We start from the raw sequence: 22,435 nt of genomic DNA, 5'->3' as shown, positions 1-22,435 counted from the left end.
TCTAAAGTGGTTTAATTGTATAAGGAAATCTTTAAAACTGACAGAAAAATGCCTTTGTTACTGCTATTTGAGAGTAAGAAAATAGCAATGTAACAAAGGCTAGGGGAAGTTAGGCTTGTTAGATTAAGCCGCCGCGGGTCTGCTTGAACGAATTGGGCGAGTTGGTCGCTTGGTCGGCTCAGGGTTATGAGTCGGCAATTGAGCCATCTTCTGCTGAAGGCGACGGTATGGAATGAGTTTATTTTCCAGACATTCGCGAATGTCATCTACCGTATAGCCAGACTTTACTTTAATTCTTGCGTGAGGAAGGCCAGCAGCGTCGAGCGCTCCTGTGACAAACCAGTCTTTCTGAGTTTTGTAGCCTTCTTTACCTTGGCTGTGAACTAAATCGATAGCCATTACAGGGCTCATATCTTGTTTGTTTACTAAAACAAAATCTAATTGACGGCTAGATGCTCTGCTTAACGCTTGGCTAGCCGTTTTTTTGTTGGTTGACTGTCGCACTGCAATGAGGTCGTTAAGGCGCACGCGGCACACAATTCTAAACTCTCTACCTACGGCCTGCTCTATTAGATTTAGGAACGTATGCTCCACAGGAGTAAATAATTGTGGCTTTCGTCTAAATGGAAACGCGACCCCGCCATCTGACAATTTAATGGCACCTAGCGCAACTAAAATAAGTAACATCATTAGAATAATTGCCAATTCCATCGTAACCCTCGCAAATATCAAAAAATAAAAGCCCGTGACAATTCGGTTGGTTAAGGTGCGCTAGTTTTTTGAAACTAACTCGAGCACTTTAGCTTTACCAGTGTCAGAAAAATGACACCAAGCATTGTCACCGTGTTGTACTTATCGAAATTGCAAGCCAGATGCCAACATGAGTAGTTTTACATGGCTTTTTAAACTGAGGGATTATTTACTGTTTGACGTAACCAGAATATCGATTTGGGAACCAGCATTATCGGGGCTTATTACTACCCTAATAGCCTTATCTTCAGACGTGAGTAACGTGCGCCCGCTAACGGGGGAGTGAGCTTTTAGCAAGGGATGTGCGGCTTGATAGAAACCGAGCATCTCCCGTGTGGAGCGTGGAGAATGGTAAACCATTACCGCTGTCATGCTTTCGTCAAATGCTTGGCATTGGCGGGCCTCTTCGGAAATTTTAACTTGCTGAAATTCCGATGGGCAAGACACTAAAGTAGGTTGCTTCGCAAAAGCGCTCTTTGAAGCAGCGTTAACCGAAACAGTATCGCCGTAGGATGAGCCACTTGTGCTTGCGAACACTGTCAAACATAGGGCGAGTTTTTTAATGTCTAAGTTCTTCATAAATAGCGTTTTGCGTAGTTTAATTCTTATTTGAATTTAGAATACTAGAGCCGTTGGTCCAGTACATCAACTAAACCTTGGTCTATTAACGTATGTTCTCAGCAGTTTTCGTATTTTCTGGGCACGCTAAAACAAAAAAGCTCGATAGTCAGACTATCGAGCTTTTCGTTAGCGGTTATTTTAGTGCTGCTTAAACGCCGATGTAGTCCATAATGCCTTCTGCGGCTTTACGACCTTCGTCAATTGCAGTAACAACCAGGTCACTACCACGTACCATATCGCCACCAGCAAACACCTGGGGATGAGAGGTTTGAAAGGCGAACTTACCTGCTGAAGGGGCGCGTACGCGTCCTTTTTCATCAAGCATGATGCCGAAATCTCCGAACCATGGTGCCGGGCTTGGTTGGAAGCCAAACGCAATGATAACTGCATCCGCTTCAAGTACGTGCTCTGAACCTTCTACTTCCACAGGGCGACGACGACCATTGGCATCTGGTGGCCCCATTTCTGTCTTAACGAGCTTAACGCCACAAGCTTTACCGTTTTCATCAACAGCAATGTCTAGCGGCTGGAGGTTAAATTTAAACTCTACACCTTCTTCCTTAGCGTTAACTACTTCTCGGCGTGATCCGGGCATACTCTCTTCGTCACGACGGTAAGCGCAGGTTACCTGTGCAGCGCCTTGACGGATTGACGTACGCACACAGTCCATGGTGGTATCACCACCACCTAATACAACTACGCGCTTGCCTTTCATATCAATGAAATCAGAGGGGGCTTTTTCAAGGCCCATTACGCGATTGGTATTAGCGATAAGGAAAGGTAGGGCTTCGTAAACACCTTCAACGTGCTCGTTGTCAAAGCCGCCTTGCATCGACTTGTAGGTACCCATGCCAAGGAAAACAGCATCGTATTTATCAAGCAAGTCTTGGAACTGGATGTCTTTACCGATTTCGGTATTAAGTACGAACTCAACACCCATCTCGGTAAAGATTTGGCGGCGTAGCTTTATTACGTCTTTCTCTAATTTGAAAGACGGAATACCAAACGTAAGTAGGCCACCGATTTCTTCGTATTTGTCGTAAACGACAGGTTTAACGCCGTTACGAACCAGAATATCAGCACATGCAAGGCCTGCAGGACCTGCACCCACGATAGCCACTTTTTTGTCGGTCCATACCACGTCTGACATGTCTGGGCGCCAACCCATTTTAAACGCAGTATCAGTAATATACTTTTCAATACTACCGATGGTGACCGCACCAAAATCGTCATTCAGCGTACAAGCGCCTTCGCAGAGCCTGTCTTGTGGGCAAACGCGACCACAGACCTCTGGCAAGCTGTTAGTTTTATGCGAAAGCTCTGCGGCTTCTAAAATTCGGCCTTCGTTAGCCAAGCTCAACCACTGAGGAATGTAGTTGTGCACGGGACACTTCCATTCGCAATAGGGGTTACCGCAGTCCAAGCAGCGATCTGCTTGGCCTTCGGTTTGAGATTGGCTAAGCGGCTGATAAATTTCCGCGAACTCATGTTTGCGTACCATGATCGGCTTTTTCGGCGGATCGATACGTTCAACATCGACAAATTGATATACGTTCTTTGCCATAAACTAAATCCTCTTACTGAGCCTGAATGCGTAATTCAGCACTTGAACGACTGATGTGACCAAGCAAGTTTTTCACATCACTGGTTTTTGGCTTAATAAGCTTAAAGCGTTTCAGCGTTGCGGCGAAATCAGTAAGCAACGATAACGAATGCTCGCTTCCTGTTTCTTCGTAATGCTGATTAATTAAGCCACGTAAGTGCTCAGCAAGAATTGCTTTATCTTCAATTGACATAACATCGACTAGTTCGGCATTTACACGGTTGTCAAGATCGTCGCCATCATCCATAAGATAGGCAAAACCACCTGTCATACCAGCACCGAAGTTAACACCAACCGGACCAAGAACAGCCACAATACCGCCTGTCATGTACTCGCAGCCGTTATCCCCAATACCTTCCACTACCGCAATGGCACCAGAGTTACGAACGCCAAAGCGCTCACCGGCACGGCCAGCAGCAAACAGCTTACCGCCGGTTGCACCGTAAAGGCAGGTGTTACCCATAATGGCGCTGTCGTGGGCGTCGTATGAGATGTCGCGAGGCGGATGAATAACCAGCTTACCGCCGGTCATCCCTTTACCTACATAATCGTTGGCATCGCCTTCAAGGTGCATATGCAGGCCGCCAGCGTTCCATACGCCAAAGCTTTGACCTGCTGTGCCAGTAAGCTCAACTTTGATAGGTGTATCTTCAAAGTCGTGGTTACCGTGATGTTTAGCAATTTCACCCGACAGCAATGCGCCTACAGAGCGGTCTGTGTTGCGAATTGGGTATTTAAGGGTAATCGACTTGCCCTCAACCACAGCTTGCTGACCGTCTTTGAGCATCTGGGCATTCAGCTCGCCTTTATCAATTGGCGCGTTAGTCGTTTGCGAGCAGAATAAACGCGTGTGCTCACCTGCTTTAGGCTGCGCTAGCAATGGAGACAAATCTAAACGGTTTTGTTTAGCAGTAATGCCATCTAGCACCCTAAGTAGCTCTGTGCGACCAACAAGGTCGTCGAACTTAGCAATACCCATCGACGCCATGATTTCACGTACTTCCTGAGCAATGAACTTAAAGTAGTTCATTACCATGTCTGGTAGGCCGATGAAGTGGTCGTCACGCAGCTTTTGATCCTGCGTTGCTACACCGGTTGCACAGTTGTTTAGGTGGCAAATACGCAAGTATTTACAACCTAAAGCCACCATTGGGCCTGTACCAAAGCCAAAGCTTTCCGCACCTAAGATACCTGCTTTTACAACATCAAGACCGGTTTTCAAACCACCGTCGGTTTGAACGCGAACCTTGTGGCGTAGTCCATTTTCGATAAGTGCTTGCTGAGTTTCAGATAAACCTAATTCAAATGGGCTACCTGCATACTTAACCGATGTTAGCGGGCTTGCACCTGTACCGCCGTCGTAACCTGAAACGGTGATAAGGTCGGCATAAGCTTTTGCTACGCCCGTTGCGATCGTACCTACACCCGGCTCAGATACTAGCTTAACTGATATCAGCGCCGTTGGATTAACCTGTTTCAAATCGAAAATTAGCTGCGCTAAATCTTCAATTGAATAGATATCGTGGTGTGGAGGCGGTGAAATAAGAGTTACACCCGGCACAGAGAAACGTAGCTGTGCGATGTACTTATTTACTTTGTCGCCAGGAAGCTGACCACCTTCACCGGGTTTTGCACCTTGCGCCACTTTAATTTGAATAACGTTAGCGTTAACCAAATAATGAGGCGTTACACCAAAACGACCTGATGCAACCTGCTTAATTTTAGAGTTCTTTTCAGTACCAAATCGAGAAGGGTGTTCACCACCTTCCCCCGAGTTTGACTGACCGCCCAAGCGGTTCATGGCAATCGCCAGCGCTTCATGGGCTTCAGGGCTTAATGCACCAATTGACATTGCTGCGGTATCAAAGCGAGGGAATAGATTTTCCGGTGCTTCTACTTCGCTAATATCAATAGGATCGCAATTAGGGTTGATGGCTAGCAAGTCGCGAATGTGCGCAGGTGCACGCTCGTTAACTAGCTTAGCGTATTGCTGATAGTCGTCGTAGTTACCTGACACCACCGCTTTTTGAAGCGTGCTAACTACGTCAGGGTTATAGGCGTGGTATTCGCCGCCATGTACATATTTTAGCAAGCCGCCGTGGTCTACTGATTTACGCTTGAGCCACGCTATGCGATTGAGGTTAATAAGGTCTTGATGGAAGTCATCGAAGCCTGCACCTTGAATACGCGACGTCACGCCTTTGAAACAAAGCTTCATCACTTCGTTATTCACGCCCACTGCTTCAAAGAGCTTAGAGCTACGATAGCTAGCTACAGTGCTAATACCCATCTTAGACATGATCTTATACAAGCCTTTATTGATACCCTTACGGTAGTTCAACGTGGCCTGCATAGGAGAAATGTCTAGCTCGCCTTTTTCGCAAAGCTGCTCGATAGTTTCGTATGCAAGGAATGGGTAAACCGCGGTTGCACCCAAGCCGATAAGTACGGCAAAGTGATGCGGATCGCGGGCGCTTGCCGTTTCAACAACAACGTTCGCGTCGCAGCGCAGTGACTTTTCTACCAAACGGCGCTGAACGGCACCCACTGCCATTGCTGCAGGGATAACTAAGCGGTTTTGTTTAATGTTTCTGTCAGACAGAATAACGAACGCAGCGCGTTTGTTTTTAACCAGCATTTCTACTTCATTACATACGCGCTCAATGGCTTTCTTCAAACCTTCTTGCGGTGCATATTGAAGCTCTACCACTTCAGAGTAGTAGTTGTCTGGGTTGAATTCACGCAGCTGTTTAAGGTCGGTATACATCAATATTGGCGAGTCGAACAATACTCGGTCAGCGTAACCTGACGTTTCACTAAATACGTTTTGTTCACGTCCAATACAGGTTGCCAGCGACATTACGTGATTCTCACGTAGCGGATCGATAGGCGGGTTAGTAACCTGTGCAAACTGTTGACGGAAATAGTCATAGATTGTGCGCTGACGCGATGACATAACCGCCATTGGCGTGTCGTCACCCATTGAGCCAACGGCTTCTTGACCGTCTTTCGCTAGCACTTTCACAACCTGCTGAATTTCTTCGTAGCTATAGGCGTGCAGCTTGTGATACACCGCCATAGCGTCATCATTAAATACACGCTTACCAATAAGAGAGGCATCAAGCTCCTCGATAGGTGTAAGTCGGCGAATGTGTTTATCTAACCACTCTTTATAAGGATGGCGAGCCTTGAGGTCGTCATCAATTTCGGTAGAACGCCAGATTTTGCCCGTGTAGGTATCTACAGCAAGCATTTCACCTGGGCCAACTCGACCTTTTTCGATAACGTCGGCCTGCTCGTAATCCCAAATACCTACTTCAGAGGCAAGGGTAATGAAACCGTTCTTAGTAATAACGTAACGAGCAGGACGTAGACCATTTCTATCAAGGTTACAGGCAACGTGGCGACCGTTAGTTAAAACGATACCCGCTGGGCCGTCCCATGGTTCCATGTGCATAGAGTTGAACTCGTAAAATGCACGAAGATCATCGTCCATGGTCTTGTTGTTTTGATAGGCGGGTGGAACAAGTAACCGCATAGCACGGAATAAATCCATACCGCCGGCTAAGAATAGCTCCAGCATGTTATCCAGCGATGATGAGTCTGAACCTTCAGTATTAACAAAAGGTGCTGCATCTTTAAGGTCTGGAATAAGTGGCGTTGAGAATTTAGCAGCACGTGCCATTGCCCAGTCGCGGTTACCTTTAATAGTGTTAATTTCACCATTATGCGCAAGGAAACGGAAAGGCTGAGCTAGCGGCCAGCGTGGTAATGTGTTTGTTGAGAAGCGCTGGTGGAATACGCAGATTGCGCTTTGCATACGCTCGTCGGCAAGATCGTGATAAAAGGCAGGCAAGTCTTTCGGCATTACCAAGCCTTTGTAGATTGTTACAAGGCCTGAAAGACAAGCCACATAAAAATCGGGATCTTGTTCAAGACGCTTTTCTGCTCGGCGGCGGATCATATACAAACGACGTTCTAGGTCGCGTTTTCTCCAGCCTGCAGGTGCGTTAACGAACACCTGTTCGATTTGCGGAACGCCCGTTAGCGCTAATTCACCCAGTACTGAGCGGTCGACAGGCACTTCGCGCCAACCCACTACTGATAATGTTTCTTTTTCTAGTTCTTCATTAAGTACTTCACGCGCGGCTTGCGCAAGCACTGGGTCCTGACTTAAGAAAATCATGCCCACGCCGTATTTTTTGCTGAGTTTCCAGCCATTTTCTTCGGCGATTGCATGGAAGAACGCATCCGGTTTCTGTAGTAATAAACCACAGCCGTCACCGGTTTTCCCGTCGGCGGCGATACCGCCGCGATGCTGCATACGGTCAAGGCCGTGTATAGCAGTTGTTACCAATTCATGACTGGCTTCCCCATGAGTGTGAGCGATTAAGCCAAACCCACAGTTGTCCCGGGAATCATTGGGATTATATAAACTCATCTCTTAACTCCTTCAACCTTTTGACTGGGCAAGGTATGCGTTGCGTGTAGATGCGCCTAGGTTTGCGTATCACAACATTATTAGACGTCTTTTAGCCTGCTAGCGTTATTGCTTACAGTGCGCGCCTTTCTTGTCGTTATTTATTATTAGAGGATTACCAGTCGTTTCCGCATTTTTATGCATTATTGCGATGCGGGCCGTACAAAATACCCACATTGAAAACTAAAATCAAACGCTAAAATTGCTCGGCTTCTTAGCTTTTAGTATAAATATAAATTAATTGTTTAATTTCAATAATTTGCATTATTTATTTTAGGTTTGTAACAAAATTGTTATAAGCCTAGAAATTCAATTAAATGGCACCGTCTAAACGATAATAGTTTTCGTTTGCATAATTATCATGAATAAATATGCTTTTTAGTTGTCATTTTATGTTGTCAATGATGGGTTGGGCTGTATTTTTATTAAATTGTAAAGTTTTAGTTCCGGTTACATAAGAAGTTTGCTATGTTGGTTAAAAAATAACCTGGTGTAAAGTTGGATATGGTGTTAATGCAATAATAGGTACTTCGACATTACACTCTGAATTGGCCGGCAAGCGAGCGTTTCGGTAAAAATTGAAGAATAAAAATTCACTGTCGTAGCGATAGACGCAACTATTAAGGAAGATGAGATAATGCCCCTGTCCACACTGCCTAAAACTTCACTGAGGCTCGCTGAACACAGATTGGTAGGCGAGAACGTGAGCTTTAAATCGTCGCCAAATACTTCTGGACCATTTGAGTCTAACGCTCCTGATACCATTGTCATTCACTTTACCGCGGGAAGCAGTTTGCAATCGTCAGTCGATGTCCTCACTAGTGCAGATAGTGGCGTTTCCGCCCATTTCGTCATTGGCCGAAACGGTGACATTGTGCAATTGCTGCCGACCAATCAAATAGCATGGCATGCTGGTGTAAGCGCTTATGCTGGAAGAACTGACTTAAACCGCTACTCAATAGGCATCGAGCTAGATAACGCGGGTCAGCTAGAGCCGAGAGACGACGGTCTCTTTGAAAGCTGGTTTGGCAGGCGTTACGAAAAGAGCGAAACGATAGAAGCACTTCACCCTAATCAATCCGTTATGGGCTATTGGCATAAATATACGGATATTCAAATTGCCACAACAGCAAGCCTTTGTCGTTTGCTTTGTGCTCACTATCCAATTTCTACATTGATTGGACATGAAGAAATTGCGCCTTCTCGAAAGGTTGATCCCGGCCCGGCCTTTCCCATGGAAGCATTACGAAAATTGTTGATGTTAGGTGCATATAAGCAGGAGTCGCACTCATATAAAGATGGCCTAAACAATGAGATCGCTTTGCGTCAAGAAACCCATGAGAGATCTGAAAATACTGTACATAACAAAAAAGGTCGCGTGGCTAGCGTAAGCGCAAACACGTTAAATGTGCGCAAAGGGCCAAGCGCGTCATTTTCATTGGTTGATAACACGTTGCAAAAAGGCGAAGTGCTGAAGATATTAGAAACGCAGGGGGAGTGGGCTAAAGTTTCATTTACAAAAATAGGATGGGTGAACACGCAATACATTAATGAAATCTCCGAGAGATTACCGTTTGAAGGATAGTCATTGACCTTGTGCATGTAGATAGAAAATTATCTATGCGGATTGGTATAACGCATTCCCGAAGTGGTGAAAGCCTGATAGGATAAAGGCAAAATAAGTTTCAATTTGACGTACATGCATTCAGATTCACCAAACGATTCTTGGGCAATTCGCTTTGCTCAATTTGTGCAGCGATTTGGCACACTAAAGCTCAGCATACTATTCGTTGTGCTTTCCCTTGTGTTCACGCTTGGCGGTTCATACGTAATTCGCGTAAGTATGGGGAGTCAGGTCCAGCCTGATGATTTTATTAGCGCCGTAGTCCTTACGATGCTTTCAGCGCCATGGGTATTGTATTTCTTCAGTGAGCTAATTAAGCAATTAGAAAACTCACGAACTAATTTAAAAGAAGTAGTAAGCCAGTTAGAAAGTTTGCGAGAAGAAGATGTGTTCCTGAATCGAGAGCTTCAGAGCAATATCAGGCAATTGAACCATGAGATAGAGCAGCGAAAACAAGCACAAGAAGAACGTGAAGCTCTTTTTAAAGACCTTGAAAGAGAAATTCAAGATAAGTCAGAACAAGAAGCCCAGGCTCGCCGTCTTTCAACATTACTACGTTCAATTATTGATGCTTCTCCAGATCTCATCTACTACCGCAATGAAGAAGGCCGTTTTGCTGGCTGTAATCGCATTGCTGAACTTATGACGGGTAAAACCGAGCAAGAGCTTTTGGGGTTAACGCCGAAAGATGTGTATGAAGAAGAGCTTGCCCGCCAAATTGTTGCCAGTGATCACGAAGTATTAGAAACCAACGCCAGTATTACCGAAGAATTGTGGTTGCGCTTTGCTGATGGTCGTCGACGCTACTTCGAAATGAAGCGTGTGCCTTTCTTCGATAAAGAAGGTAATCGTCTAGGCTTGTTGTCCTTTGGTCGAGATATGACAGAGCGCAAACAAGCTGAAAATGCCGCTGCTAAGGCTAGCACGGACAAAACCCGCTTTATCGCTACCATCAGTCACGAACTGCGTACGCCACTCAATGGTATTGTTGGCTTGAGCCGCATGCTGCGCGATACAGAGTTAACCGATGAGCAATTTAGCTGGGTGAGTACAATTTACGCCAGCGCGATAACATTAGGGAACATATTCAACGATATTATTGACTTGGATAAGCTCGACAGAGACAAGCTTGAGCTAAGTCTTAAGACTATTTCACTTAAGGATTTTACTGAGGAACTGAGCAGTATTATTCGCCTGCTTGCAGGAGATAAACAACTCGATTTTAAAACCAAGATTAACGAACCGCTGCCGCGTCTTGTCGAAATAGATGGAACCCGCCTACGGCAAATTTTGTGGAACATCCTATTCAACGCAGTGAAGTTTACGCAGAAAGGGCATGTGAGTTTATCGGTGTCTGCAACTAAGCCAGATGGCGATAAAGCATATGTAACGTTTGTTATAGAAGACACGGGTGTCGGTATTCCTGAAAGCGAGATTGATAAAATTTTTGCGATGTACTATCAGGTTGACCATCCCGACCATCAGTCGGCAACTGGAACCGGTATTGGCCTGGCGATTTGTAAGCAAATGGTTGACTTGATGAAGGGTGAAATTCACGTTTCAAGCCAAGTAGGCAAAGGGACTCGGTTTGAAATTGTGTTGCCTGTGCAAATTTCTAATAGCCCAATGAAAGTGGCCCAGCTAGAAGTTACCGGGCTCAATATCTTGTTGGTAGAAGATATTGAGTTGAACGTAATGGTAGCCAAAGCCTTGTTAGAAAAGCTTGGTCAGAAGGTTGATGTAGCGATGACCGGGCAAGAAGCTATAGATAAAGCACGAGCCACACAATACGACCTTATACTGTTAGACATTCAGCTGCCTGACATGACAGGGTTTGACGTGGCAAGTACGTTAATTGAAGAGGACTTAGTTATGCAGACGCCTATTGTCGCGCTCACGGCTAATGTTATCAAAAAACGTGACGAGTATCTTGAGAACGGTATGGACGATGTGATTGCCAAGCCGATCAAAAAGTCACGGGTTATTGAAGTCTTTAATGAGTTATTTCATGCACCTCCTGCGCCTCTAGAAGTTGATGGGGAAGTAGAACGTCCTGAACCAAACAAAACATTAAGTAACATTTTAGATATGGACTTATTGCAGATGTTGGTTGATACCATAGGGGACGAAATGGTGCGCGCCAGCGTTAAAGTATTCCAAGAAAAAATGCCTGAGTACATGGAAATACTCCAGCTAAGCTTAAGTGCAGACGAAAAATCAGAAGTGTGTTCACAAGCCCATAAGATTAAGGGGGCTGCTGGCTCTGTTGGTTTGGCACGAGTGCAGCGTATTGCTAACCAAATACAGCAGGGCGACCATCCAACGTGGTGGGAGAACGTGCATGATTGGGTGGAAGAGCTGCAGATGGCAGTTCAGCATGATATGAAAGCACTGCACGACTGGCTTAACGAACAGCAAGTTGACGATTAACTTGCGCAGTGCGCTTTATACCAATCCGCATAGAAAAGTGCCCACTCAGAAGGCGCTGGCAAGTTTCCTAGCGAAGCGTGGGAATGCAGGAATGGCTGCTCCCTTTCAAATTCCCAGAATGAAGCTAGGAAGCTTGCCAGACCTTCCCGAAGGGCGAGTTTAAAATGTCCGTACTCTTTGTTGTGTCACCTTGATGTAGAACTACTATACCTGCGGTAACACGCCGCGATTACGAACATTTTAACTCTCGCTGAGTGGGTAATTATCTATGCGGATTAATGGTATTACACATTATCAATGTAAAAAGAGGGCTTGCCCTCTTTTTTATTGCTTAGCTAAGAGATAAACGTTGCTCCAAGGCTTAAGGTTTTCTAGATGTTTAGCAGCGTTGAGTAAACCCGTAAACCGAACGGGCTAATTTAGAGGTAAAAGGAATTTTCGTGATGACGACTGACACGCCACAAGAAACCGTGTTTTCCAACAATCAGCTTAGCGTTGATGAAATACCGTCTTTTAAAACTCTTGCTTTAGTACCTATATCCAGAAAGTATCGCGCGCTAAATATCTTCTCAATTGGGTTAATAGCCTTTGCGTTGACGGGGACTATCACAGGGTTGAGGTTCCAGCGTTTTTGGTCGCTACCAGACAATCTACTTCTAGCTTACCCGTACGTTGTTGCAGTAATAGTTGCAATTGGTGGCGTGTGGGCGTTGTACCACTTTTTTGCCGACGTTCGCATATTTTACGCAATACGAGAACAAGACATAAGCAAGCAGTCAGGGCTCATTTTTAGAAAACTTTCTTGCCAACCCATACTGCGTGTTCAACACGTGGAGGTAAATCGCGGTCCGCTAGACAGATGGGCCGGCCTTGCTTCACTTCAAGTTTTTTCTGCAGGTGGCGAAATGTACACGTTTGAAATTCCAGGGCTAAGCCTGTCGCGCGCAGAGCAGTTGCGTGAATTTATTCTGGCGCATAAAGATATAGGTGCACGCTAATGGCAGCGTCTGGGTCTTCTGAAAACCAAACTATAAACATTATGCGGTCACAAGAGCCAAACGATGATGTTTCTCTATCCCTACAAAACGACGGTGAAGGGAACAGTGAAGATAAGCCTGAAGTCGAGACTGGCGGCGACTGGCAACGGCTTGCTGTTATTTCAATTTTGTATTTTACCATTCGCAACTTTACCAATATGGCGCAAGGGCTTATTTACGCCGTTCCCGCATTAGCCATTTCGTTCAACATTTGGGATAACCTTTTTTCTCCTCAAGTGCTTATTGGCGCCGGAGTCTTATTTTTGTCCACGAGTGGCAGTGGTGTAATCAGCTACTTGATGTACAAATTTCGCGTGCACAACCAGCACGTTGAAATTCATCATGGTGTATTCCAACGCCGTTATACCAACCTGCCATTGTGGCGCATTCAAAATGTTAAGATAGAAAGGCCGTTTTACTATCGTCCTTTCGGCTACGCACTCGTGGTGCTTGATACAGCCGGGAGCGGTAAGGAAGAAGCCAAAATAGTGGCGGTACCTGAAAGTTACGCGGAAGCCCTAAAAAAACAGGTGCTGTATGAAAAAGTGCAGCACATCGGGGATGACGTTACTGGCAAATCTGATGAGGAAATGGGAGATAAGGATTCTAGTACACAACACTCCGCAAAAATCGATACTGCAGCTGCCAGCGCCCATACAAATGAAGATGTGCTTAACCGCCGTTCGGTTAAAGATATTATTATTCATGGCATTACTAATAATCGCGTTTGGATCATACTGGGTGCCGCAGCGCCTTTTTATGACGACGTCTTTGGCGTGGTTTCAGAATGGTTAGCAAGCAAGGGGTTACAGCTTAACCAAATCGTAGGCGAACAGACGGTGGCATGGTGGCAGTTTGGACTGTATGCCTTTGTTGTGTTAATGATGATTATGGCGTTGGTGGCGCTGCTTAGTGTTGGGGGCGCGCTTTTCACCTTCTACGGCTATACGCTTTCAAGGACAGGAGACCGGTATATCCGTCGCAGTGGTTTGCTTAACAAGCTTGAAGTTAGTATGCGAGCATCGCGTATACAGATGATCACGGCAAAGCAAGACTGGTTAGATAAAGTGTTGAAGCGGGTTAATTTGTATTTCGAGCAAAACTCAACCGCTGGACAGCAAATGCAAGAGCTTATGTCGCCGAATAAGCTCATTGTGCCATCAGTAACTGAAGATGAAGCTTTTGCACTTAGCCAGGAAGTAATGCCTGGCTGTGATTTGCGTGGACAGCATTATCAAACGATAAGTCGGCGCTTCATTCGATTTTGGCTGCTAGCAGCTTGGACTACTCCACTTCTCGGCATTTTCGTCGTTGGTGCAGTAACATCTCACTTAGACATTATGATTGGCGCAGTCTCTACTTTTATCATAGTGGCCCTTTTACTGACACTTAGATGGTGGCGGTGGGGAATAGCCTACGATAACAAGTACGTTTACATAAGACGGGGGCGAGTAGGCGTAGACTATCAATGCTTCGAGCCCTACAAAGCGCAGCAAGTGATCGTAAAGCAGAGTATATTTATGAAAAAAAGAAAGCTTGCCACTATTAAGTTTGTGCTGGCCTCAGGAGCGGTGACGGTGCCCTTCCTACCTGAAAAGTACGTGAACAAGGTTGCTGACAGCGTGTTGTTTGAGGTGGAGGCGACAAGAAAGTCTTGGATGTAATTGAGCTGGAATTAGTCAAACTCACTTTAATTACTGAGTAAAAAGCGCCGCCTTTTTAAAAGCTAGTACTTTTTACTCATTACGTATGATTTTTGTTTAAAGCTTTATTCTTGGTAAAACTTTAGTGCATCTAGCACGTCATAGCAGGCGCCCATTGTATGATAATCCGTTTTTCCAACTGGGCTTTTAGTCTCTTCTAGCTTTTCATTGTTAGCCGATAAAATCCTGAACCAAGCGCCATACTTGTGGTCGACCATGTGCCTCCAAGAGTAATCCCAAACCCGGTTGTACCACTGCCAATATTTTTCGTTACCCGTTTCCAGCGCCAATCGGGCGGCACATGCAAAAGATTCAGCTTGTACCCAAAAGTATTTTTCATCATCACAAATACTATTGTCGGGAGCAAAACCGTAGTATAAACCACCATTTGTTTCGTCCCAGCTCAACTCAATTACGGAATCGAATAGCGAGCAGGCGCGTTCAACTAACCAATCTTGTGGTTCATATTGGTGAATTTGTAACAATAGCTTTGCCCACTCAGTATGATGACCGGGCTGAAAACCCCAAGGACGAAAAAGGTTTTTAGGATCATCTTTGTTGTAATCCCAATCTACTTCCCATGTCTTCGTATAGTGTTCCCAAATTCGACCATCAGCTTTGTTTGCTTGACGAATGGTGATATTTCTAGCTAACTCTATAGCGCGCTGGAGAAAAGGAGCGTAGCGTGTTGCTTCGTAAGCCGCAATCAGCGCCTCGCAGCTATGCATGTTTGCATTCTGCCCACGATAATCACTGCATTGTGAAAAGTCAGCATTAAATTCGTCGTTGTATAATCCGAATTCGCTATCCCAAAAGTGCGTTTCCATAAGAGAAAACGTATCGTGAATATACTGCTCTGCCTCTTTTACCCCAGCGCGAAGTGCCCAGCTATAGGCTAAAATTACGAAGGCTAAACCGTAGCAGTGGTTAGTTGCATCAGTAACCGTGCTTTCGGTTCCATCCACAGACAGTGTCCAAGCGTAGCCCTTAGTATCTTTCTGCAAATGATATTCACGTAAAAATTCAATGCCAGACTCGACACGCTCCTTATAACGTGTATCACCATAAGCTATGTGAGCTCTCGCATAGTTAAAAACAAAACGTGTAGAGCTCACTAAGTGACGAGTTTGTTTGTCATACACACTGCCGTCATCCATAAAGTTCTGATAGAAGCCGCCTGATAGAGCATCTACATTAGGCTCGTAGAAAGCCAGTATACTTTTTATATGTGTATCTAAGAATTTATTGGATGAAAAATCTGGTTGAGAAAGCATTCGAAGATCCCCTTAACCTTTTTCTGTGGTGTTTGGCAAAAGCCAGTAAAGCGCCATGGCTGCAGTCCAAGAGAAATCGGCTCCGCCACTTCGCGCGCCAGTTTCTGCATGGAATGATTCGTTAAACCCACTTGTATAAATACAAGCACGACTACCTTCTGTGATTCGCTGCGCTTGTTGCGTGAAACCATACTCTTCCAAGCCTAACACTATCATCCAATTTATATGAATCCAGATAGGCCCACGCCAATAGCGCTGAGGCTCGTAGTTAGGGTCTTCGGGGTGGGTCGATGAAATGGCGTATTCGCTATGATTAAGCCACTTATCTAACTCATCAATTAGCAAGTCAGTTTGATGCTCGCCAACGAGACCTGCGAAAAACGGTAATAGTCCGGCAGATGTACGAGCTTTACACATTGAATTGCTTCGGGTGTCAAAACTATGAAACATATTAGTTTCGGCGCACCAAAGCTTGTTAATTACGCCTTCAGTCAGGTTGAGTCTTTTCTCAAGGTAAGCTGTTTGTTCGTTACTTACACCAACTTTTTCGCATATTGCCAGCAAATCTTTCGTGGCGCGGTGCAGAATTGAAATAATGCTCACATCGTTTACACGATACGGACAATCTTGATAAATCAATGTATCGTCGAAATTCATCTTGCGGAAAAAGTCGACAAGATACAAAAAGCGATCATACTCCTTTTTGTGTGGACGTTCGGAGGCATCGATGTGATTTATGTCACGACGCGAATATTCCCAATCTACACATGGAACAGCTTCTAGTGCTGCATCCCAAGCAGGGCTATTATCCATGCCTGATTCCCACGGATGATAACTTACTACTAAACCTGTATTTTCAGGATCTCTCTGCTTATACCACCATAAGTGGTAATCGATGAGCTGGGGAACGATAGTCTCTATCTGAGACTCAGCAAGAGCACGATCTTTCGTCTCCTCAAACAAAATCTTGATAACGGAAGCTAGCACGGGAGGCTGAGTAATAGACGTACTATCCGGTGAATTCTGTACGCCCCAAATATCAGGACCAGGGAAGTAAGTATCTGAATGCTTGTGGAAAACAACATGGGGCACCATTCCTGACTTCCATTGCGCGCTGAGCAATGACGTAGTTTCTTCCCAAGCTCTAGGCTCATCAAAAGGAAGCCAACCTAAAGCCACGATGGCTGAATCCCAGTTCCACTGAAATGGATACAGTCCGTGCGTAGGCACCGTATAGCCACCAAGATCGTTTTTAATTAGCGTTGCTTTCGCTTCTTCAATGAGATGCGCATCACGGTTTTCTATATTCATCATTAATGTTTACCCAATATGAGTTTTAGATTTAGCAATTATTACACAAAAATTTAAAAATAAAACCCATTTTGGGTTGAAAGTGATAAATTTGTGTTTTATTGTAAATGGGAAGTTAATCGCGAGGTGTTGTGTTCGGCAGTGTGTGAAGCCCTACTAAGACACTCAACATAATTAAAAACGGTTGGAGATACACAGTGAATAAACTACTTCTTGCGACGACTATTTCGTCGCTATTAGCTGGCAATGCAATCGCCCAAGACGCTGAAAAAAATGATGGTGCTCAAGGCGACAAAGCTAAAAAAGAGTATGAACAAATCGTTGTTACGGGCACCAGTCGTGCTCGTTTGGTAGCGGAAACGCCGCAGTCGACTACATCCATGGGCGCGCAGGAAGTAGCGAAACTCTCAATGAGTAGCCAAGCCGATGTTCTTCGTTATGTACCGGGTATAAAGGTAGAAGGCGGTGGTGGTGAAGTCGCTACTAACTTGCAAGTTAGAGGCTTACCGTCATCAGGTCAGTTCCAATTTACTCCATTACTGTATGATGGTTCACCCACTTTGAGTGCGTTTGGTCTTAACTCATCTGCATACGATGTGTACTTTAGGAACGATTTAGGTATTGAGCGTGTAGAATTTGTTCGCGGTGGTGTATCTAACCTATTTGGTCAAGGCTCTGTCGCTGGGGTTATTAACTACCTTTCTAAGAAGGGAACTGAACTTTCAGAAAGCACAGTGCAGCTGGAGTTATCTGATAACAATCGCAAGCGTTTAGATTTTGCGACAAGCGGGCCTTTGAACGAAAAAGGTATGTATTACGCTATGTCTGGTTTTTATCGTTATGATGAAGGCCCAATTGACACTGGACTGCCTACTGAAGGCTACCAAGTTCGCGGTAACATTCACAAAGAATTTGATGACGGGAGCGGTTACTTCACTATCTATGGCCAAGCCATTAACGATGAAGTGCAATTCTTTCTCCCTCTGCCACTCGACGCTCAAAGCCGAGAGCGTGTTGCTGGCAATGACGGGCGAGAAGTAGAATCAACCCAGACTTTCTACGCATCAGGTTTATCTTATGACACTGCAGATGGACGCTATCGCACTCCGATTGAAGAGGGCGTCGCAACAAGAGGTGGCTCGGTGTCTATGGAATTCTCGAAAGATTTGGGTAATGACTATAGCGTACTTGCGCGTGCGAAATATGCAAGTTACGACCACCAGTTCAATTTATTCCTTGATGGAGACGGCATCATTAATGTGCCGGAAACGCAAAGTGAATATTTAGCAAACCGTGGGCTTGATGAGCTAGGTAGTGCAGCATTTACTTATGCGGGAACAGACATTGCGCTACCCGAAGGTGACCTATTATTTGCAAACCGTATTCTAGATAGAGATAGACCCGCTACAGACTTCTCATCTGAGCTGAATATTGTTAAATATCTCGATATTGGTGACTTCTCCCATAGCATTACGGTAGGTACCTTTTTCTCAAGTGCTGAGGCAGAAGACAACAATGTAATTACTCGATATCTTGGTGAGTTTAACAACCAAGCTCGTTTGGTCGATTTATCGATTACCGATCCAGATAACAATAGCGTAATAGTCAGTCAAAATGGCGTCACCGGCCCTGGTATTAGTTTCTCCGATACGACTATTTCTGCACGCAGAAATGCCTTCTATATTGCTGACCAAATGCAAAGTGATGATTGGATCATTGATATTGGTCTGCGCTGGGAAGAAATAGACGACACGATTACACGAGAAGGTAATCAAACGGTTGTCGTTAATGACGATCCTATGCTCTATCAAGACTTACAGGTGAATGTAACGGGTAACGGTGCTTTAACTCACGGTAACGTAGATAACTCGGAACTTGCTTATTCAATAGCTGCGCTCTACAAGCTGGCCGATAATTTCAACGTTTATGCTAACTATTCACGAGGGTTTTTCTTCCCTGAACTTCGCGGCGTTGCGTTTAATCCTAACGGTCAACCAGGACGTTACGAAAGTGAAATAGTGAAGCAAGCTGAGGTAGGTGCCAAATTCTTCTTAGATGATTTTGTGGGAACGGTAGCGTTGTTCAAAACCGATCTCGAAGACAGACGTTCTGTTGACTTCGTGAACGACGAAAACGGCGTAGCAATTGAAGTCCCTGTTTTTCAGTCTACAGAAGCTTATGGTGTTGAAATCGTTGGTAGCTACAACATCACCGATGACCTAATTTTTGACGCTAACTTTACCTACACTGATCATGAATTTACCGAATACGATTCAGATCCTTCTGTGATTGGTAACGAGTTAAGAAGAAAGCCGAACGTAATGTTTAACTCTGCCTTGCGTTATACGCTAGATGACTGGGATATCTCTTTCTACCACAATTACCACGGTAAAAACTTTACTAACGACGCTAATTCTGTTGAGTTAGATGACTTCCACGTATTCCGTTTAGATACGGGCTATACATGGGAACTCGGACAGAATGAGCGACTTCGTGCAAGTATCGCTGTCTGGAATCTATTCGATTCAGATGGTATTACTGAAGGGTCTCCTCGTCTAGGTAATAGCCAAACGGCAGGTGAATCTTACTTCGTAGGTCGCCCTATATTACCGCGCCGTGTGTCTTTGCGTTTGCGTTATGATTTCTAGTCGACGTTGACACTCCCCCTCGCTGATGGCTCTTAGCGGAACTATCAGCTTTTTATTTCGCGACTTGAATAATAAGAACAGCATATGAATTTTTTAGATTATATTGTAGTGATAGGTTACCTTGCCGCTTTGCTGTATATGGGGTTCGCCTTAAGACAGCAAGAAGACAAGGGTGATTATTTTCTTGGTGGCAGAACGTTAGGCTGGAAGCCGCTAACACTTTCCGTAATGGCCACACAGCTCTCTGCAATTAGCTTTATTTCTGCTCCGGCTTTTGTTGGACTGCGGGATGGCGGCGGTATGATTTGGCTGTCTTATGAACTGGGTATTCCTATTGCTATGATCCTGCTACTAGGTACTATCCTTCCGTCTCTATACAAGTCGGGCGTAGTCAGCATATATGACTACCTAGAGCAAAGATTTGGACGTTTAACTCGCGTTCTAATAAGCATTGTTTTCCAATTTAGCCGTGCGTTTGCAACGGGTATCATGATTTATGCAGTGTCGATTATTCTGCAAGGCACTATGGGCATTGAAGCTTGGCAGGCCGTGGTGCTTACCGGCATTATTACTGTGCTTTATTCGCTTCAAGGCGGTATGAAAGCGGTAGTTTATGCCGACGCCATACAAATGGTAATAATTGTGCTGGGCACCATAGCGTGTATAGCCATCGGTCTTCATGCACTTGGCGGTTTTGACGCACTGGTAGAGCAGGCTCCTAAAGAGCGGCTAACCGCAATAGATTTTTCTTCTTTGGGTTTTAGTGGCGATGGATTTGGTTTCTTGCCAATGCTGTTTGGTGGGATTGTTCTTTACGCGTCCTATTATGGCTGTGATCAAACACAAGCTCAGCGTGCGTTATCGGCAAGAGACGAGAATGACCTTCGGAAAATGATTGTCGCCAACGGAATTATTCGTTTTCCTATAACATTGCTGTATTGTTTTTCTGGGTTAATTGTTGGCACACTTGCGCTTACCAACACTGACTTTTTCAGTAAAATCCCTGCTGATAACCCAGACTGGTTGATGCCGACCTTTATCCTAAATTACCTTCCGCATGGGTTAATAGGGCTTTTGATTGTGGCTATCTTATCTGCCGCTATGTCTTCGTTAAGCTCAGCTATCAATTCACTATCGGCGGTGACCGTTGAAGACTATTGCCGCATAACCGATACAGAACTTGAGCAAAAAAGTTATCTTCGCGTGGCTAAAATCACTGGTTTAATATGGGGTGGCGTTACGCTTGTTCTTTCTCTTTTTGCAGGAAATATTGCACCAACAATAATTGAAGCTATCAACAAAGTTGGCTCTGTATTTTACGGGCCTATACTCGCGCTCTTTTTACTTGCCGTAGCAAGTAAAACGCTGAGCGGACGACACGTTAATTTGGGGCTCATTGCAGGCGTTGGAACAAACATCATTATTTGGCTATTCGTTCCAGACATTTTTTGGTTCTGGTGGAATGTCATCGGCTTTGTTGTCACCTGCGTGGTTTCAATAGTAGCGCGCAGTGTATGGCCTTCATCAGTATCTTCAAATGATACTAAAAAGCTTGTTTTTCACTCGATTCTAACCAAGAGCGACATTTTCATATTGCTAGGCTTTTTTATCGTCATGCTAAGCGTATGTTTACTTCTCCCTTCACTATTTTCATAAGGGTCCTGCGGACCCTTTTAGAGGTTTCAAATGATTAAAACATTCCTTTTATCTTTGTATGAAGAAGCGGTGAGAGTTAGCAAACCTAAACACTGTTTGCCAAAGTACTTCGCTTCGTTTGATAAGAATCAGCGAGTATGTATTCTGGGGGCGGGTAAAGCGGCAGCAGATATGGCCGTTGAGGCCTATAACTACTTCGGCGATAACGCTTACGGTTTGGTGGTGACACGTTACGGCTACGAAAATACAGAGCCTACAGGCAATATCGAGGTTCGCCTTGCTGCACATCCAGTCCCTGATGAAAATAGTGTAGAAGGGGCTAAAGCGTTATTGTCTTTGGCATCTAAGGTAGCCCCTTCAGAAAATGCTATTTTCCTTATATCCGGCGGCGGGTCGTCACTCGCTTGTGCTCTGCCAGAGGGTATTTCACTGGATGAGAAACTTGCACTGCACAAATTCTTATTGCGAAGTGGTGCAAGCATTGAGGAAATGAATACAGTTAGAAAACACGTTTCTGTTATCAAGGGGGGAAGACTTGCCGCTGCGTCGAGAGGGATAAATACAAGCTTAGTTATTTCAGATGTTGTGGGTGACGACCCAGCTTTTATTGCCTCAGGACTAACGGTTCAAGATACTACAAAGCCTGAAGATGCAATCGCTATTCTCGATAGGTATGGATTTAGTGAAGCGTCTTCTATTCGTGACCACTTAAATCAAGCTTTGCCGCTTCCGAAGGTCTCAGGTGACTACACATTGGTGGCTAATGCGCAAAGTGCAATTGATGCCGCTGTTAAAAAAGCGAAGGCGGCTGGTTGGGATACCGAGATTATTAGTTATACAGAAAGAGGAGAGGCGCAAACAGTCGCTAAACGGCATGCAGAAATCGCGCTTGAATATAAGAAAAAAGGTAAGCCAATTCTACTTTTTTCAGGCGGAGAACTTACGGTGACCCTAGGTGATTCTGAAGGTGAAGGCGGGCCGAACCAAGAGTATCTCATGGCTCTTGCACACGCACTCGACGGAGAGCCAGGAATTAGTGCCCTAGCAGCCGATACAGATGGAGTTGATGGCAGCAAAGATGTGGCAGGCGCCTTTATTGACGAAGGTACACTTGCGAAGGCATTTAATAAGGGGCTTGATGTAAACGTATTATTAAATGAGCACAATAGCTTTGGCTTTTTTGATGCTCTTGACGCGCATATAGAGATTGGGCCAACACGAACAAACGTGAATGATTTCAGAGTGATTTCTATTTCAACGTAGTGGGAACTCAGCGTAAGTTACGTATAATAGGTACA

14 protein-coding genes are annotated in these 22,435 nt (G+C 44.9%); 8 read left to right on the top strand and 6 right to left on the bottom strand.

What is annotated here, in order from left to right; all coding sequences use genetic code 11:
* Positions 1 to 123: 123 nt before the first annotated feature.
* From ACM0P2_RS15445 to gltB, 4 genes are all read right to left on the bottom strand, one after another.
* Positions 124 to 711 (bottom strand): DUF2726 domain-containing protein, encoded by a 588-nt coding sequence (locus tag ACM0P2_RS15445; RefSeq protein ID WP_159117795.1) that lies wholly within the window; start codon positions 709 to 711, stop codon positions 124 to 126.
* Positions 712 to 915: 204 nt separating this feature from the next.
* Positions 916 to 1,329 carry a hypothetical protein gene (locus tag ACM0P2_RS15440; protein ID WP_159117796.1) on the bottom strand — a complete coding sequence of 138 codons (414 nt, stop codon included), beginning with the start codon at positions 1,327 to 1,329 and terminating at the stop codon, positions 916 to 918.
* 190 nt (positions 1,330 to 1,519) lie between these two features.
* Positions 1,520 to 2,935 (bottom strand): FAD-dependent oxidoreductase, encoded by a 1,416-nt coding sequence (locus ACM0P2_RS15435; protein WP_120961916.1) that lies wholly within the window; start codon positions 2,933 to 2,935, stop codon positions 1,520 to 1,522.
* 13 nt (positions 2,936 to 2,948) lie between these two features.
* Positions 2,949 to 7,415, bottom strand: a complete 4,467-nt coding sequence (gltB, locus tag ACM0P2_RS15430; RefSeq protein WP_159117797.1) for a glutamate synthase large subunit — start codon at positions 7,413 to 7,415, stop codon at positions 2,949 to 2,951.
* A gap of 676 nt (positions 7,416 to 8,091) precedes the next feature.
* Between gltB and ACM0P2_RS15425 the strand changes: the two genes are divergently transcribed.
* From ACM0P2_RS15425 to ACM0P2_RS15405, 5 genes are all read left to right on the top strand, one after another.
* Positions 8,092 to 9,039, top strand: a complete 948-nt coding sequence (locus tag ACM0P2_RS15425; RefSeq protein ID WP_419226777.1) for an N-acetylmuramoyl-L-alanine amidase — start codon at positions 8,092 to 8,094, stop codon at positions 9,037 to 9,039.
* 114 nt (positions 9,040 to 9,153) lie between these two features.
* Positions 9,154 to 11,508: an aerobic respiration two-component sensor histidine kinase ArcB gene (arcB, locus tag ACM0P2_RS15420; RefSeq protein WP_105929492.1), complete on the top strand. Its 2,355-nt coding sequence runs from the start codon at positions 9,154 to 9,156 to the stop codon at positions 11,506 to 11,508.
* Positions 11,498 to 11,671 carry a hypothetical protein gene (locus tag ACM0P2_RS15415; RefSeq protein ID WP_419226776.1) on the top strand — a complete coding sequence of 58 codons (174 nt, stop codon included), beginning with the start codon at positions 11,498 to 11,500 and terminating at the stop codon, positions 11,669 to 11,671. Before arcB ends, ACM0P2_RS15415 begins: the two co-directional genes overlap by 11 nt.
* A 280-nt stretch (positions 11,672 to 11,951) precedes the next feature.
* Complete coding sequence (locus tag ACM0P2_RS15410) at positions 11,952 to 12,506, top strand: PH domain-containing protein (RefSeq protein ID WP_159117832.1); 555 nt, start codon at positions 11,952 to 11,954, stop codon at positions 12,504 to 12,506.
* Positions 12,506 to 14,209: a PH domain-containing protein gene (locus tag ACM0P2_RS15405; RefSeq protein ID WP_419226775.1), complete on the top strand. Its 1,704-nt coding sequence runs from the start codon at positions 12,506 to 12,508 to the stop codon at positions 14,207 to 14,209. The genes ACM0P2_RS15410 and ACM0P2_RS15405 overlap by 1 nt, the downstream gene beginning before the upstream one ends.
* Before the next feature lie 104 nt (positions 14,210 to 14,313).
* Here ACM0P2_RS15405 and ACM0P2_RS15400 read toward each other — a convergent pair whose 3' ends face one another.
* Positions 14,314 to 15,522, bottom strand: coding sequence for an AGE family epimerase/isomerase (locus ACM0P2_RS15400; RefSeq protein WP_419226774.1), 1,209 nt, complete (start codon positions 15,520 to 15,522; stop codon positions 14,314 to 14,316).
* A 12-nt stretch (positions 15,523 to 15,534) separates the two neighbouring features.
* On the bottom strand, positions 15,535 to 16,836 hold the full coding sequence (locus ACM0P2_RS15395) for an MGH1-like glycoside hydrolase domain-containing protein (RefSeq protein ID WP_419226773.1): 1,302 nt from the start codon (positions 16,834 to 16,836) through the stop codon (positions 15,535 to 15,537).
* 194 nt (positions 16,837 to 17,030) lie between these two features.
* Between ACM0P2_RS15395 and ACM0P2_RS15390 the strand changes: the two genes are divergently transcribed.
* The 3 genes from ACM0P2_RS15390 to ACM0P2_RS15380 all read left to right on the top strand — a co-directional run bounded on the left by ACM0P2_RS15390 (position 17,031) and on the right by ACM0P2_RS15380 (position 22,400).
* Positions 17,031 to 19,481 carry a TonB-dependent receptor gene (locus ACM0P2_RS15390; RefSeq protein WP_419226772.1) on the top strand — a complete coding sequence of 817 codons (2,451 nt, stop codon included), beginning with the start codon at positions 17,031 to 17,033 and terminating at the stop codon, positions 19,479 to 19,481.
* Positions 19,482 to 19,565: 84 nt separating this feature from the next.
* On the top strand, positions 19,566 to 21,137 hold the full coding sequence (locus tag ACM0P2_RS15385) for a sodium:solute symporter (RefSeq protein ID WP_159117805.1): 1,572 nt from the start codon (positions 19,566 to 19,568) through the stop codon (positions 21,135 to 21,137).
* Between the two features lie 30 nt (positions 21,138 to 21,167).
* Complete coding sequence (locus ACM0P2_RS15380; protein WP_159117806.1) at positions 21,168 to 22,400, top strand: glycerate kinase type-2 family protein; 1,233 nt, start codon at positions 21,168 to 21,170, stop codon at positions 22,398 to 22,400.
* Positions 22,401 to 22,435 lie beyond the last annotated feature (35 nt).

Source organism: Alteromonas sp. OM2203, assembly GCF_048517045.1.
GTDB lineage: Bacteria > Pseudomonadota > Gammaproteobacteria > Enterobacterales > Alteromonadaceae > Alteromonas > Alteromonas gracilis.
The sequence above is the reverse complement of the archived record's forward strand: the minus strand, read 5'-3'. Positions and strand labels throughout refer to the sequence as shown.

What these genes read in the sequence shown, in the direction of transcription:
- ACM0P2_RS15445 (WP_159117795.1), bottom strand. Translation starts at nt 711, where the DNA reads ATGGAATTGGCAATTATTCTAATGATGTTACTTATTTTAGTTGCGCTA.
- ACM0P2_RS15440 (WP_159117796.1), bottom strand. Translation starts at nt 1,329, where the DNA reads ATGAAGAACTTAGACATTAAAAAACTCGCCCTATGTTTGACAGTGTTC.
- ACM0P2_RS15435 (WP_120961916.1), bottom strand. Translation starts at nt 2,935, where the DNA reads ATGGCAAAGAACGTATATCAATTTGTCGATGTTGAACGTATCGATCCG.
- gltB (WP_159117797.1), bottom strand. Translation starts at nt 7,415, where the DNA reads ATGAGTTTATATAATCCCAATGATTCCCGGGACAACTGTGGGTTTGGC.
- ACM0P2_RS15425 (WP_419226777.1), top strand. Translation starts at nt 8,092, where the DNA reads ATGCCCCTGTCCACACTGCCTAAAACTTCACTGAGGCTCGCTGAACAC.
- arcB (WP_105929492.1), top strand. Translation starts at nt 9,154, where the DNA reads ATGCATTCAGATTCACCAAACGATTCTTGGGCAATTCGCTTTGCTCAA.
- ACM0P2_RS15410 (WP_159117832.1), top strand. Translation starts at nt 11,952, where the DNA reads ATGACGACTGACACGCCACAAGAAACCGTGTTTTCCAACAATCAGCTT.
- ACM0P2_RS15405 (WP_419226775.1), top strand. Translation starts at nt 12,506, where the DNA reads ATGGCAGCGTCTGGGTCTTCTGAAAACCAAACTATAAACATTATGCGG.
- ACM0P2_RS15400 (WP_419226774.1), bottom strand. Translation starts at nt 15,522, where the DNA reads ATGCTTTCTCAACCAGATTTTTCATCCAATAAATTCTTAGATACACAT.
- ACM0P2_RS15395 (WP_419226773.1), bottom strand. Translation starts at nt 16,836, where the DNA reads ATGATGAATATAGAAAACCGTGATGCGCATCTCATTGAAGAAGCGAAA.
- ACM0P2_RS15385 (WP_159117805.1), top strand. Translation starts at nt 19,566, where the DNA reads ATGAATTTTTTAGATTATATTGTAGTGATAGGTTACCTTGCCGCTTTG.
- ACM0P2_RS15380 (WP_159117806.1), top strand. Translation starts at nt 21,168, where the DNA reads ATGATTAAAACATTCCTTTTATCTTTGTATGAAGAAGCGGTGAGAGTT.